Genomic DNA, 13,184 nt, shown 5'->3' on the forward strand with positions numbered 1-13,184 from the left:
CCGGGGGCCGTCCCGGTGACCGAAGCGGCGGGCGACCAGCGAAGATCGCTGCACGCGCCCTTCCCTGCGCCACAACATCCTCCTCAACGATCGAGGTGTTGCGACGACCAGTTGAATCCGCCCTGGCAGCCGGCGTCGGAGTGATGCACCAAGCTGCCGCGCGTTACCTTGCGCTGCCACAACGCCATCTCCACGGCGTCCAGCGGCAGGTCGGTGCGCAGGTGATCGGCCATCTTCCAGCCGACGATCATCCGGGAGTACACATCCAGGACGAACGCGACGTAAGCCCAGCCCTCACCGGTGGGCACATACGTCATGTCGGCCACCCACAGCCGGTTCGGCGCGGGCGCGCTGAAGTCCCGTTTGACCAGGTCAGCCGGACGTCTGGCCTGATCGTCTGGGATCGTGGTGCGCCGACCGCGGCCCCGGATCACCCCGCGCAGGCCGTGCTCGCGTATGAGGCGCTCAACGGTGCACCGGGCCACCGCGTCGCCCTCGCGCTTCAGCTGCACATGGACGCGACGAGCACCGTAGACCTCGGCGTACCTGCGGTCGCGCACGCCCTCGATCAAGGAGAGGACCTCGCGGTCACGCAGCGCGCGGGCCGACGGCGGGCGGGTCTTGGCCGCGTAGTAGGTGGATGGGGGAAGATCAAGAACCCGGCATACGGGCTCGACCCCGAAGCGGTCGCGGAGATCGTCGATCACTGCGACTGCCTCGTGCGGGGACGGTCGAGCTCCGCGGCGAAAAACGCCGAGGCGGCCTACAGGATGTCGTTGGCGCGTCGCAGCTCAGCGTTCTCCCTGCGTAGCGCCTTGATCTCCTCGCGTTCGGCGGTGGACAGCTGCTCGGGCCGGCTGCCGTCATCGGCCTCGGCCTGGCGGACCCAGCCGCGCAACGCCTCGCGGTGCACGCCGAGATCACGGGCGATCTGGGCGATGGGGCGGCCACTTTCCCGGACAAGCCAGACAGCCCGTTCACGGAGTTCATCGGGGTATTTGCGGTGTGCAGCCATCGTGGTGGCTTCTCCCTTCCCCAGCCGATCGTGCTACAAGATCGTGCTGGTTTCAGGGCCTCCACGAAACTCGGGTTGGCTCAGTCAGGCGTTCTGCCCACCAGCGGGCGTTGCGGGATTGGCGGTCGAGGATCGCATCAACGACGGCAGCACGGCGCGCGGCGGTGAGACCGTAGGCGTCGGCGAGCACCCGCACCTGGGCGGCTTGCGCGGTGGCCGGCGGCCAGGTGGTCTTGGAGGAGATGCACCACGGCCAGGCCATGTATCCGATGTCCTCGAGCGGATCACCGGGGGCGGCGGTGTCGAAGTCGATGAAGGCGACTGGTAGCCCTGCGCGGAACACCGTGTTGTTCGGTCCGGGGTCGTGATGGCAGACGACGTGGTGCTCCCCGGTGAGTCCGCTATCGCGGGTGGCGTCGTGCAACGAGCGATGGCTGGCAGGGGAGTTGGGCGAGTTGCTGCCGGCAGTTGCGGGCGCCGACGATGCGCCCCTGCGGGCCGAACGGTCCGTTGCATTCGCGCCGATAGCGTGGGGTGTCGCCGACGCTGATCCGGGTGTGGCAGCTCGGACACCAGCCGGTCAGATAGACGCGATGCTGGGGGCAGATCACGCAGGGCAGCAGGTGCCAGGTGATGCGCCAGATCGGTTCTGGGGCTACGGCGGCGTTGTACGCGCCCCGGACGGGACGCCATGAATTCATTCCGCCAATTCGTGAATCATTTCCAGCGTGCTAGGTTCAGGGCATTGCAGCAAATAAATCGGCATGAATTCATTCCGGTGGGAGAACCATGAAGTCGCTGGTCGTCGAGCGCGTGGAAACATTCGTCGTGGAATTGCCGTCCATCCGGTCGTTCAGCATTTCCGGGGGGAGTGTGACCACGGCGGGAAAGCCCGCTGAGCGGGTTCTCGTCAAGGTGACCGCCGGCGGGCTGACCGGCTGGGGGGAGGCGACGCCGACGCCCGCCTGGACCTACGAGACCGTGGAGTCGATCTCGACGACGATCCACCACTACCTCGCCCCCGCGCTGCTCGGACGGCCGGCGTGGGATCTGGACGGCGCCTGCGCGACCTACGAGAAGGTGATCAACCGCGGTCTGACGATCGGCTCCCCCATCGCCAAGTCCGCGCTCGACATCGCGCTGCACGACCTGCTCGGCCGGGCGCTCGGGGTCTCCGTCGGCGTGGTCTGGGGCCAGCGCCGCGTCGACCGGATCAAGCTCGGCTGGATCGTGGCCGGCCAGACCCCGGCCGAGGTACGGCAGGCGGTCGAGGAGGGACGGGCGCAGGGCTATCAGGCGTACAAGGTGAAGGTGGGCCTGCACGACGAGGCGACGGACGTCTCGGTCGTGGCGGCGGTCAGGGAGGCGGCGCCGGACGCGCCCATCTGGGTGGACGCGAACCAGGCCTACACCGTGGACGGCGCGCTGCGCATGGCGCGCAGGCTGGTCGACCTGGACGTGTCGGCGTTCGAGCAGCCGCTGCCCGCCAACGACATCACCGGCCTGCGCCGGCTGCGCGACCACAGCCCGCTTCCGGTCGCGCTGGACGAGAGCCTGCGTCACCCCTCCGACATGGCCACGTTCGTGAAGCTCGACGCGGTCGACATCGCCATCGCCAAGGTCCAGCGTTCGGGTGGTCTCACGCTCTCCCGCAGGCTGTGCCAGCTCGCGGAGGACGCGGGGCTGCGCATCATGGGATCGGGACTGACCGACACCGATCTCGGGTTCGCCGCCTCGCTGCACCTGTTCGCCGCCTTCGGCGTGGACACCCCCGTCGACCTCAACGGCCGGCAGTTCGTCCACTCGGCCTACGTCGGGGGGAGCACGGTAGAGGTCGTCGACGGCACGGCTCTGGTGCCCACGGGTCCCGGCCTCGGCGTCGAGGTGGACGAGGACGCGGTCCGCGCCCTCTCCACGGCGCACTGGAGCCTCTGACGTACCCGACGCGTAAGTCCGAGTCCGCGGGCCAGGGCGAGGTAGTGTGACTGAGCGTTTCAGTTGGTGGGAATCGCCCACTGAAACGCTCAGTCGCCGCAATTGATCGTTACGAGGCGCCGTTAGCCGGCTTCTAGAACGAAGAACAGGAAGCATAGGAACCTCGTGCCGGTGATCTCGCGGAACTCCTCGGGGAACAGTTCGCGGGCTTCCGGCACGTACGGCGGTTCGCTGATGACGCTGATGCGAAAGCCGGCCGCGGTGAAGGCTTCGGTCATCGCGTGCAGCGGCCGGTCCCAGAAGCTCATCTGGGCGGTCTGCCCGCCCATGGTCCATTCTTCGGTCCGGCTGCGGGTTCCGCGTGGTCGGCGCCCTCTCCCCCGACGACGCGGTCGCCAGCGGCCCATTCGCGACCACGATCCGCGCCAACCTGCAGCGCCTCACCGGAGGCGACCAACGCGACCTATCCCTCCCTGACGTCCTCGTCGCGGCGCACACCGCTGTCTACGCCGGCCAGCGGGGATGGCGGATCCTCGCCACGACGCCCACCTGGTACGGCGGGATCGACGTACGGGTCGAGGTCCTGCCCTAGCGCGGCCCCGGCGACCGGCATCGGCGTCCCCGGCAACCGGCTGGCCGCGGTTCACAGGTGGTCAGCGCAGCCAGTCGTCCAGGTGGGCGGCGACGAAGTCGTCGTCGACCAGCCAGGGATAGGCGGCGCGAACCCGGGCGATCTCCTCGGCCTGTCCCGGCGACAGGTCCTCCAACGGGTCGAGGCACCACGTGCCGGCCAGGAGGCCCTGCCCGTGCAGCACCTCGTGGACTCCCGCGATGCAGCCGTGGAAGCCGCCCGCCACGTCGAAGACGGCGCCGTTGGCGTCGGTGAGGTCGGCGGCGCGGCCCAGCAGGGAGCGGACGACCTCGTCGTCCCCGGCCCAGGCCCGCCGTACCTCCTCGAACATGTGCACCGCCGCGCGGGTCCACACGGCCCACTGGCCGAGCAGCCCGCCGACGATGCGGCGTCCCGCGACCGGCGTGAGCAGGTCGGCCAGGATGTTGTCGTCGTTGCCGGTGTAGAGCGCGATGTCGTCACCGCGCCCCGACGCGGCGACGGCCCTGACCACGTCGACCGTACGGTAACGGTCGAAGGGCGCCATCTTGATCGCCACCACGGACTCCTGCTCGCTCAGCGAGCGCCAGAAGGACGGGCTCAGCCTGCGGCCGCCCACCACCTCCTGGAGGTAGAAGCCGATGACGGGCAGCACCTCCCCCACGGCCCTGGCCCGCTCCAGCAGCTCCGGCTCATCGGCGCCCGCCACCTTCGGGGACAGCAGCACGGCGTGGTAGCCCAGTGAGGCCGCGAGCTCCGCCTCGGCGACGGCCTGGGCAGTGTCGCCGCATGCTCCCGCGACCATGACGAACGGCCGGTCCGCCTCCTTCGCCACCACGTCGGCGGAGATCTCCAGCACCGGCCGGAGCAGCCCCGCCTCGCGGATCTCGAACTGCGTCGTGTGGACCGCGACGGCCGCGCCGCCCGCTCCCGAGGCGAGGTAGTAGCGGGTGAGCGCCCGCTGGCGACGCTCGTCGAGCGTACGCCGTCCGGTCAGCGCCAGCGGGTGGGCGGGGATGACGGTCCCTTCCCTGAGCAGGTCGATCGACATCTCAGAACCTCCCGTCGCGCACGGCGAACTTGGTCGGCTTTCCGGAAAGGGGCAGCCCGCGTGACAGCCAGTCGGCCTGCCACGCGATCAGCGTGTCGAGTGGCACGTCCGGATAGCCGAACAGCCCGTGGCAGCGGGAGGCGTCGTTCAGCAGCGCCGTGCCGCTCTCCTGGCCGGTGAAGGTCGCCTCGACGCCGAGCGCGGCGGCGATCCGAGTGGCCGTGCGCCGTACCGAGGCGGTCTCGGGACCGGTCAGGTTGAGCGTGAACGCCTCCGGGGCGCGCGCGTGCCGAAGCGAGCGCAGCGCGACCTCGTTCGCGTACCCCTGCCACACGACGTTGACGTGTCCGGTGGTGACGTCGACTGGCTCGCCCGCCGCCACCGTGGCGGCGATGTCCGCGATCACGCCGTAGCGCAGGTCCACCGCGTAGTTGAGGCGCAGGATCGCGACCCGGGTGCCGTACGCGGCGGCGGCGTGCTCGAAGATGCGTTCCCGGCCGAGGCAGCTCATCGCGTACTCGCCCACCGGTCCCGGCGGGTCGTCCTCCGCGCTCCCGCCGGAGGCCACGTCCACCAGGGGGTACACGTTGCCGGTGGAGAAGGCCGTGATCGCCGAGTCGCGGTAGCGCCGCGCGACGGCGGCGGGCAGCGCCGCGTTGACCGCCCACGCCTGGTACGGCGCGGCCGACGTGCCGAACTTGGCGCCGACCATGAAGACGACATCGGCCGCGTCGGGCAGCCCGGCGAGGTCGTCGCCGCCCATCAGGTCGTGGCGCACCACGTCGATGCCCTCGTCCTTCAAGGCCCGCGCGGCCTCCTCGTCGGACCAGCGCGACACGGCGTACACACGGGCGGAGTGCCGTCCCGCGGCGTCCAGCGCGCGGCGGGCCAGCCGGACCAGGCTCGGGCCCATCTTGCCGCCGGCGCCGAGCACGACGAGGTCGCCGTCCAGCCGGCCGACGTCGGTGACCAGCGCGGCCGAAGGGGTGGCCAGCCGGTCCTCGAGCTCCCGCTCAGAGGTGAACATGTCGTGCTCCTTCGTCGTGTGGCCGCCGGTAGCCCACGCCCAGCCGGTCGAGCAGCGGCAGGTGGGCGGTCAGCCGCCGGGTGAAGTCGCCGAGATCCCGGCCGGAGGACCAGGCGGCCTCGGCGACGGCGCAGAGGCGGGGGAAGGCGTTGTAGTCGAAGCGTTCCCTCGTGGGGAGGTACTCGCCCCAGAGCTGGGCCTGCATGCCGAGGACGCCCTGCCCCGCGTCGAATCCGTAGACGGTTTCCAGCGGGAGCGGTCCGGCGATGCTGACCGGCTCCCCGGGGGCGTCCGATTCGGCGTAGTCGAGATAGGTGTGCGTGTGGGGGGCGGCGACCACGTCGTGCCCGGCCCGCAGGGCGGCCTCGATCCGGTCCACGCCCCGCCACGCCATGATCACCATGTCGTCGGGCGGGTCGTGGTCGAGCATGTCGTCCCAGGCCACGGCGCGGCGGCCGAGCCCGCGCAGGTGGTCGGCGAGGAACCGCCCCCACCAGCCGAGCAGGGCGGCCGAGTCGGCGAGACCTTCGCTCTCCACGCGCCGTGCGGCGTCGGGGCTGGCGGCCCACTCGCCGCCGCGTACCTCGTCGCCGCCGATGTGGACGTACCGGGACGGGAACACGTCGCTCAGCTCGTCGAGCACGTCGCGGGCGAACCCGGCGGCGCGGTCGCTCACGTTGAGGACGTGCGACGAGATGCCCCACGATGTCCGCACCTCGACGGGCTCCGCGGCCGGGTGGCCGAGCCACGGGTAGGCCGCGATCGCGGCCGTGGAGTGCCCGGGGAACTCGATCTCGGGGACCACGGTCACGCCGCGCGCGGCCGCGTAATCCACCAGGTCGCGCAGCTCCCGCTGGGTGTAGCAGCCGCCGTGCGGCGTCCCGTCGAACCTGCCCTCCCGCGCGTGACCGGCCGGGGACTCGGCGCGGTGCGCCCCGACCTCGGTGAGCCGCGGGTGCCCGCGCACCTCGAACCGCCAGCCCTGGTCGTCGGTGAGGTGCAGGTGCAGGACGTTGAACTTGTGCAGCGCCAGCAGGTCGACGTACGCGCGCAGGAAGGAGAGCGGGCGCCACCAGCGGGCCACGTCGATCATGACGCCGCGCCAGGCGTACCTGGGCACGTCGCGGACGGTGCCGCACGGCACGCCGCCGGGCCCGTCGAGCTGGCGCAGCGTCTGGACGCCCCAGCGCAGCCCGGCGGCGGTCGCCGCGGCGATCTCGGCCCCTTCCGGGGTGACGGTGAGGGTGTACCCCTCCTCTCCCAGGGACGCGTCGTCCACGAGGCCCAGCACGATCTCACCAGGGCCGTCGCCGTCCGCGGCGGTGCCGAGCAGCTCGCGCGCCGTCTCGGCGTGCGGGCCGCTCACCCGCACGCCGCGATCCAGCGGGAACCGCCCCTCTTCCGGAATGAAGGAGGCGACCTGGGGGATCACCGCCCGAGCACCTCGCGGAAGGCGGCGAGTGCCTCGCCGACGGGCGGCGCGTCGGGGTACCACGCGCGCTCCCATTCGAGCGCGAGATATCCGGAGTAGCCGATGCGGTCGAGCTCAGCGAGCACGCCGGCCACGCCCACGGTGCCCTGTCCGGGCAGCACCGGCGCCAGCTCGGTGGGCGTCGCCGCGTCCTTGATCTGCACGTGCCGCAGGTACGGCGCGAGCACGTCCGCGGTGGCCGCGGCGCTCTCCCCCGCGCGCCACGGGTTGACCACGTCCCACAGCGCGCCGACCCGTGGTGAGCCGACCCCGGCGAGGACCCCGGCGATCGCCTCGCCGGTGAGGAAGACGTCGTGGGTCTCCAGCAGCACGTCGACGCCGTTGTCCGGCAGCCGGTCCGCCACCTCCGCGAGCCTCCGAGTCGCGGTGGCGGCCGGGTCGGCCTGCCCCTCCACCCCGCCGAAGACCCGCACGTACGGCGAGCCGAGCGCTTCGGCGATCTCGACGTGGCGCAGCACCTCGGCCACGGGGTCGCCGTCCGGCCGCGCCACGCGCGTGTAGGAGCAGACGGCGACGATCTCGACTCCGGCGGCGGCGAAGGCCCGCGCGACCGCGCGCAGGTCCCCGGGGGACGTGTCCGGCGACACGATCTCGCCCTCGGCGCAGCGCAGCTCCACTCCGGCGCAGCCGTACCGGGAGGCCACCGCGATCACCTCGTCGGCGGGGGCGCCCGGCATGCCGAGCGTGCTGAACGCGAGCGGGTTCACATCTGTCCCTTCACTGTGACGGTGGAACCGTGACGGGCGGACTCGTAGACGGCGAGGGCGACGTCCAGGACGGACAGCGCGTACTCCGGCGTGACCTCGGGCGTGCTCCTGTCCGCGCAGGCCCGCGCGAAGTCGGCGAGTTGCGCGGCGAACGCTCTGGCCATCTCGCCGGGTTCGGGAGCGGCCACCTGGGTGGCGACGCCTCCGCGGAAGGACCAGACGCCCTCGCCTCGGCTGATCCGTACCGCACCCTCGCCGCACACGATCTCGGCCTCGTCCGTGAACGGCAGGCCGGTGCCGGTGACGGAGATCGTCGAGCGGGTGCCGTCGGCGTGCCGCGCCAGGGCGACCGCCTCCGTCTCGACCGACCCGCCCGCGGGCCCGGCGATGTGGCCGGTGACCTCGACGATCGGAGATCCGACGAGCATCTGCAGCTTGTCGATGCTGTGGGTGCCGACGTTGAGCACGATCCCGCCGCCGGCCATGTCGGCGTCGAGGAACCAGCGGGGCCGCGCGGGGTCGGCGTAGTCGGCGGTACGCCGCTCCGAGGCCACCACGACGCCGCCGAGTTCGCCGGAGGCGAGGTAGGCGGCCGCGGCGCGCAGTGTCGGGACGAAGCGCAGGACGTGCCCGACCGCGAACACGACGCCCGCCGCGCGGCAGGCGTCGATCATGCGGATCGCGTCCTCGCGCGTGGTGGCGATCGGCTTCTCCAGCAGGACGTGCAGCCCGGCCGCGGCCGCGTCCAGGGTGATCGGGGCGTGCAGGGCGTGCGGGACGGTGATCACGACGGCGTCGAGGCCGCCCGCGTCGATCATCGCCTGGTGGTCGGTGAAGGCGCGGGCCCCGGCCTCGGCGGCCAGCTTCTCCGCCGCCTCGGCCCGGACGTCGCACACCGCGACGACCTTCGCCTGCCCGGCCGTCTGACGGGCGGCGGCCACGTGGAACTCCGCGATGGTGCCCGCTCCGATGACGCCCAGGCGCAGCCCGGATGATGTGGTCACGATTTCCTTTCCAGTAGGGATGGGGGCGCTTCAGCCCTTGAGTCCCGCGGACATGGTTCCGCGGACGAAATAGCGCTGGGCCAGGATGAACACGACCAGCATCGGCAGCAGGCTCATCATCGCGGCGGCCGTCACGAGCTGGTCGTTCCCGACGAACTGGCCCTTCAGGCTCAGCACGCCGACCGGCAGCGTGTAGTTCTCCGGTGAGGTGAGGTAGATGGTGGGCTCCAGCACGGCCTTCCACGAGGTGGTGAACGTGAAGACCGCGAGCGTGGCCAGGGCGGGCTTGGCAAGCGGCAGGTGGATCCGCCAGAACACCTGCCACGGGTTGGCGCCGTCGAGGCCCGCGGCCTCCTCGAAGTCCTTCGGGATGCCGAGGAAGGTCTGCCGCATCAGGAAGATGCCGATGGGCGTGGCCAGCCAGTACGGCGCGATGAGCGGCAGCAGGGTGTCCAGCCAGCCCAGCGAGCGGAACAGCAGGAAGTTCGGCACGATCGTGATGACGGTCGGCAGCATCATGGTCCCGAGCGCCATGGTGAGCAGCGCCTGCCTGCCCGGCAGCCGCATCCGGGCCAGGGCGTGGCCGACCATCGCGCTGGTCAGCACGTTGCCGATGACGGCGAGGATCGCGATCACGAGGCTGTTGGCGAGGTAGAGCCCGAACGGGGTGCGCCGCCACACCTCCGCGTAGTTGTCCCACTGGATGGGGTCGGGGATCCACGTCGGCGGCACCTGGATGTACTGCGCGAAGCTCTTGAGCGAGTTGCTGAGCGCGGCCACGAACGGCACCAGCATGACCAGCGCGCCCGCCGTGACCAGGACATACGAGATGGTCTTACGCATAGTGCACCCACCTGCGCTGGAGCCGGAACTGCACCATGGTGAGCGCGAGCACCAGCACGAACAGCACCCACGCGATGGCCGAGGCGTAGCCCATCTGGAAGAACTGGAAGCCCTGCCGGTAGAGGTGGAGCACGGTCAGCTCGCTCGCCCCGTGCGGACCGCCGTCGGTCATCACGAAGACCTGCTCGAACGACTGCAGCGTCTCGATCGAGGTGAGCACCAGCACCAGGAACGTGGTGCCGGAGACGCCGGGCAGCGTGATGTAGCGGAACCGGTTCCACGCCGACGCGCCGTCGATCTTCGCCGCCTCGTAGCGCTCCTCCGGGATGGCCTGGAGGCCCGCGAGGAAGAGCACCATCATGTAGCCGACGCCCTTCCACACCGCCACCGCCGCGAGCGTGGGGATGACCAGCGCCGGGTCCTGCAGCCAGTTCTCGGCCGGCAGCCCGAAGAAGTCGAGCACCTGGTTGGCGATGCCGGTCTGCGGGTTGAAGACCGCGTCGGCGACGTACGCGACCACGACCCACGAGGAGACGACGGGGACGAAGTAGGCCGCGCGGAACAGGGCCATGCCGCGCAGCCGCTGGTTGAGCGCGATCGCCAGCGCCAGGGCCAGGACGGTCTGAGTCGGCACGAACAGCACCGCGAAGTACGCCGTGTTGCCGAGCGTCCGCCAGAAGAGGCCGTCGTTGAACATACGGGCGAAGTTGTCGAACCCGACGAACTTCGGCGAGGACACCAGGTCGTAGTCGGTCATGCTGAAGAACAGCGAGGCGAGCAGCGGCCAGGCGGCCAGCGCGACCAGGTGGAGCAGGTAGGGCGAGGCGAAGGCGACCGCCCAGACCCGCTCCCCCGCATGCCGTTTCCGGGCGGGTGGCCGCCGCTCGGCGGCCACCTTTCCGGCTCGTCCGGTGAGCACCGTCACTGCGGCTGCCCCGCGTAGAAGCGGTCGATGACCTCCTGGGCCTCCTTCTGCCCGGTCGCGAGCGCGGTGTCCACGGGAGAGGCGCCGGACAGCGCCTCGCCCATCCGCTTGGCCAGGGCCTCGGTGTACTCCGACCACACGGCGTTGACGCCGAGGTCGGTGGCCGCGTCGAGCGAGTCGAGGAAGGCGTGGCGGTCGGCGGACAGGGCCGCGGCGGCGACCTTCTTGTTGATCGGGATCGCCTCGCCGAGCTCGGCCCACTTGCGCTGCGGGCCCTCCCCGGAGAAGAAGGTGATCCACTTCCACGCCGCGTCGGCCTGCGCCGCCGAGGCCGACTTGTTGACCACCCACGAGTTGACGATCGCGACGTTGCCGCGGCCGGCCGGGCCCTTCGGCAGCGGCGCCACCCCGAAGTCGACGCCCGCGCTCGTCGCGGGCAGGGTGCGGGCGTAGATGCCGTACGACATGGCGACGCGGCCGGTGGCGAACAGCGTGTGCACGACGCCCTTGCCGAGGCCCTCGGTGAAGGCGTAGTCGGGAGCGAACCCGTCCTTGCCCATCGCGCCGAGCATCCAGTCGAGCGCGGCCTTCGACTGCGAGCTGTCCACGACCACCTTGCGGTTGTCGTCGGTGACGATGTCGCCGCCGAACGCCTTGATGATGGGCCACCAGCTCTCGGTGAAGCCCGGCGAGTAGGCGCGGAAGCCGTACGTGTCGGGCTTGCCGTCGCCGTTCGTGTCCGTGGTGAGCTTCTTGGCCGCGGCCGCGAGGTCGTCGTAGGTCCAGTCGGCCGTCGGCTCGGCGACCTTGGCGTCGGCGAACAGCTTCTTGTTGTAGAACAGCACCGGCGTCTGGGCGCCCTGCGGGAATCCGTAGACCCGGCCCTTGGCGTCCCGGTTCAGCTCGATGCCGGAGTAGTCGGCGGCGTTGACCGTCTTGACCCGGTCGCTCAGGTCGGCGAGGGCGCCCCGGGCGGCGAACTCCTGCACGAGCACGCCGTCGGACAGCCACACCTGCGGCGCCTGGCCGCCGGCGATCTGGGTGCGCAGCTTCTCGAAGAACTTGACGTACGGCGCGACCTCCAGCTGCACCTTGATCGACGGGTTGGCGGCCGTGAACTCCTTGACGAGTTCCCGCATGGTCGTGTCGGCGGGGTCTCCCGCCGCGGCGTAGAAGCCGAGCCGCAGGGTGACCGCTCCCGAGTCGTCGGCGGAGCCGCCGCACGCGGCCGTGCCGGCCACGGTGAGGACGGCCACCGCTGCGGCGGCGAGCATGCGCACTCTCATTGGGACCTCCAACAGGATGGGGGGAAGGGGGGTGAGGATGACGGCCGGCCGACGGCCGGCGTCACAGGGGGACGCGGACCTCGACGAGGCTGCCGGAGGCGGCGCCACAGGAGGCCCGTACGGCCAGGCGGGGCTGCAGCACGACACGGCAGACGGGGGCGACGGGACCGAGCTCGATCCGGCGGAGCAGGAGCTCCGTGGCCATGCGGCCGACCTCCGCCTTGGGCGGCGAGACGGCGGTGAGCGGCACCTCGGACAGGTCGGCGACCTCGTCGTCGTAGGCGACGACGGCGACGTCGTCCGGGACGTTCAGGCCGACCCGGCGCAGATAGGGCAGGAGCGCGGTCGCCTCGCGGTCGCCGAGGCACACCACCGCACGGACCTTCTCCGTGACGCAGGAGTTGGCGAACGCGAGCATGTCGTTGCCGGTCCAGACGGGCTGCCGGGCCACGGCCTCCGGGATCTCCGGCAGTCCGAGGTCGGCGATTGCCTGGCGGTACCCGGCGAAAACCTGCTCGGACGTGGCGGTGCCGATCCGGCCGAGGTAGCCGATCCGGCCGCGGCCGAGCCCGTTCAGGTGCTGCACCGCGGCGTAGCCACCGCCGTGCACGTCCGTGCAGACGTAGGAGGTGGGGTCGGCCGGGCGGGGGTCGGCCGGCCTCCGTTCCACCAGCACGTACGGCACGGGCAGCTCCCGCAGCTTGGCCAGGTGCGCGGCGGGGTCGGCGACGAGGTGCAGGTTGGGCACCAGCAGCAAGCCCGCGACCCCGACGTCGACGAGCTGCTGGATCTGCGCGAGCTCGACGCCGGGGTCGTAGTTGGAGCACGCGAGCACGAGCTGGACGCCGGCGGCGGTGGCCGCCCGCTCGATGCCCTGGACGACCTGGGGGAAGTAGTAGGTGTTCGACGGGACGAGCGCACCGATGAGACGTGGCCGGGCTCCGGTGGTGGCGGAGGCGGTCACGAACGTGCCCGACCCCTGCCGGCGCCGGACGAGTCCCTCCTCGACCAGGAGGTCGACCGCGCGGCGCACCGTGTTCACGCCGACCGAGTAGGTCTGCGCCAGCTCGGCCTCGGTCGGCAGCCTGCCGCCGACCGGCCAGCGACCCTGCACGATCTCCTGCCGCAGGCGTGCGGCCAGGGTGCGGAATCGCCGTCCCCTTGGGAGGGAATTCATTCCATCTGGTGGCTCCATAACGGGATTCTTCTCGTCATATGTCCGTAATGTCAACCCTAAATTCACCCCATATTTCGCCGCCAAAAGGAATGAATTCGTCCCAATAACCGCA

General features: G+C 71.2%; 14 protein-coding genes and 1 pseudogene. 2 read left to right on the top strand and 13 right to left on the bottom strand.

What is annotated here, in order from left to right:
* Positions 1 to 83 precede the first annotated feature (83 nt).
* The 3 genes and pseudogenes from QSK17_RS32155 to QSK17_RS32165 form a co-directional block, all read right to left on the bottom strand.
* A pseudogene (locus tag QSK17_RS32155) lies at positions 84 to 722 on the bottom strand (IS3 family transposase); the annotation flags it as partial.
* Positions 723 to 763: 41 nt separating this feature from the next.
* On the bottom strand, positions 764 to 1,015 hold the full coding sequence (locus QSK17_RS32160) for a transposase (RefSeq protein ID WP_285709620.1): 252 nt from the start codon (positions 1,013 to 1,015) through the stop codon (positions 764 to 766).
* A 52-nt stretch (positions 1,016 to 1,067) separates the two neighbouring features.
* Positions 1,068 to 1,439, bottom strand: a complete 372-nt coding sequence (locus QSK17_RS32165) for a phosphotransferase (RefSeq protein WP_285709622.1) — start codon at positions 1,437 to 1,439, stop codon at positions 1,068 to 1,070.
* 365 nt (positions 1,440 to 1,804) lie between these two features.
* Between QSK17_RS32165 and QSK17_RS32170 the strand changes: the two genes are divergently transcribed.
* A complete protein-coding gene (locus QSK17_RS32170; protein ID WP_285709625.1) occupies positions 1,805 to 2,950 on the top strand; it encodes a mandelate racemase/muconate lactonizing enzyme family protein in 1,146 nt (381 codons plus the stop codon).
* A gap of 122 nt (positions 2,951 to 3,072) precedes the next feature.
* Here the strand turns inward: QSK17_RS32170 and QSK17_RS32175 are convergent, their stop codons facing one another.
* Positions 3,073 to 3,279, bottom strand: a complete 207-nt coding sequence (locus QSK17_RS32175) for a hypothetical protein (protein WP_285709626.1) — start codon at positions 3,277 to 3,279, stop codon at positions 3,073 to 3,075.
* 32 nt (positions 3,280 to 3,311) lie between these two features.
* Here QSK17_RS32175 and QSK17_RS32180 point away from each other — a divergent pair, with 32 nt between their 5' ends.
* Positions 3,312 to 3,542 (top strand): hypothetical protein, encoded by a 231-nt coding sequence (locus QSK17_RS32180; RefSeq protein ID WP_285709629.1) that lies wholly within the window; start codon positions 3,312 to 3,314, stop codon positions 3,540 to 3,542.
* A gap of 61 nt (positions 3,543 to 3,603) precedes the next feature.
* Here QSK17_RS32180 and QSK17_RS32185 read toward each other — a convergent pair whose 3' ends face one another.
* From QSK17_RS32185 to QSK17_RS32225, 9 genes are all read right to left on the bottom strand, one after another.
* Positions 3,604 to 4,611: a dihydrodipicolinate synthase family protein gene (locus QSK17_RS32185; RefSeq protein ID WP_285709630.1), complete on the bottom strand. Its 1,008-nt coding sequence runs from the start codon at positions 4,609 to 4,611 to the stop codon at positions 3,604 to 3,606.
* Between the two features lies 1 nt (position 4,612).
* The gene (locus tag QSK17_RS32190; protein ID WP_285709632.1) at positions 4,613 to 5,638 is read right to left on the bottom strand and encodes an NAD-dependent epimerase/dehydratase family protein; all 1,026 of its coding nucleotides are present in this window, start codon (positions 5,636 to 5,638) and stop codon (positions 4,613 to 4,615) included.
* Positions 5,625 to 7,070: a beta-N-acetylhexosaminidase gene (locus QSK17_RS32195; protein ID WP_285709635.1), complete on the bottom strand. Its 1,446-nt coding sequence runs from the start codon at positions 7,068 to 7,070 to the stop codon at positions 5,625 to 5,627. Before QSK17_RS32195 ends, QSK17_RS32190 begins: the two co-directional genes overlap by 14 nt.
* Positions 7,067 to 7,837, bottom strand: a complete 771-nt coding sequence (locus tag QSK17_RS32200; protein ID WP_285709637.1) for a sugar phosphate isomerase/epimerase family protein — start codon at positions 7,835 to 7,837, stop codon at positions 7,067 to 7,069. Before QSK17_RS32200 ends, QSK17_RS32195 begins: the two co-directional genes overlap by 4 nt.
* Positions 7,834 to 8,841 (bottom strand): Gfo/Idh/MocA family protein, encoded by a 1,008-nt coding sequence (locus QSK17_RS32205; RefSeq protein WP_285709639.1) that lies wholly within the window; start codon positions 8,839 to 8,841, stop codon positions 7,834 to 7,836. The genes QSK17_RS32200 and QSK17_RS32205 overlap by 4 nt, the downstream gene beginning before the upstream one ends.
* Positions 8,842 to 8,871: 30 nt before the next feature.
* Positions 8,872 to 9,684, bottom strand: a complete 813-nt coding sequence (locus tag QSK17_RS32210) for a carbohydrate ABC transporter permease (protein WP_285709641.1) — start codon at positions 9,682 to 9,684, stop codon at positions 8,872 to 8,874.
* Positions 9,677 to 10,609, bottom strand: a complete 933-nt coding sequence (locus QSK17_RS32215) for a carbohydrate ABC transporter permease (RefSeq protein WP_285709643.1) — start codon at positions 10,607 to 10,609, stop codon at positions 9,677 to 9,679. The genes QSK17_RS32210 and QSK17_RS32215 overlap by 8 nt, the downstream gene beginning before the upstream one ends.
* Entirely contained in the window at positions 10,606 to 11,895 is a 1,290-nt protein-coding gene (locus QSK17_RS32220; protein WP_285709645.1) for an ABC transporter substrate-binding protein, read from the bottom strand. The genes QSK17_RS32215 and QSK17_RS32220 overlap by 4 nt, the downstream gene beginning before the upstream one ends.
* Before the next feature lie 61 nt (positions 11,896 to 11,956).
* Complete coding sequence (locus QSK17_RS32225; protein WP_285709647.1) at positions 11,957 to 13,072, bottom strand: GntR family transcriptional regulator; 1,116 nt, start codon at positions 13,070 to 13,072, stop codon at positions 11,957 to 11,959.
* Positions 13,073 to 13,184: the final 112 nt, after the last annotated feature.

It is taken from the genome of Microtetraspora sp. NBRC 16547, from assembly GCF_030268965.1.
Lineage (GTDB): Bacteria > Actinomycetota > Actinomycetes > Streptosporangiales > Streptosporangiaceae > Microtetraspora.

Excerpts from the sequence above, each read along its gene's own strand:
- QSK17_RS32170 (WP_285709625.1), top strand. The coding sequence starts at position 1,805 with ATGAAGTCGCTGGTCGTCGAGCGCGTGGAAACATTCGTCGTGGAATTG.
- QSK17_RS32160 (WP_285709620.1), bottom strand. The coding sequence starts at position 1,015 with ATGGCTGCACACCGCAAATACCCCGATGAACTCCGTGAACGGGCTGTC.
- QSK17_RS32225 (WP_285709647.1), bottom strand. The coding sequence starts at position 13,072 with ATGAATTCCCTCCCAAGGGGACGGCGATTCCGCACCCTGGCCGCACGC.
- QSK17_RS32185 (WP_285709630.1), bottom strand. The coding sequence starts at position 4,611 with ATGTCGATCGACCTGCTCAGGGAAGGGACCGTCATCCCCGCCCACCCG.
- QSK17_RS32175 (WP_285709626.1), bottom strand. The coding sequence starts at position 3,279 with ATGGGCGGGCAGACCGCCCAGATGAGCTTCTGGGACCGGCCGCTGCAC.
- QSK17_RS32210 (WP_285709641.1), bottom strand. The coding sequence starts at position 9,684 with ATGCGTAAGACCATCTCGTATGTCCTGGTCACGGCGGGCGCGCTGGTC.
- QSK17_RS32220 (WP_285709645.1), bottom strand. The coding sequence starts at position 11,895 with ATGAGAGTGCGCATGCTCGCCGCCGCAGCGGTGGCCGTCCTCACCGTG.
- QSK17_RS32190 (WP_285709632.1), bottom strand. The coding sequence starts at position 5,638 with ATGTTCACCTCTGAGCGGGAGCTCGAGGACCGGCTGGCCACCCCTTCG.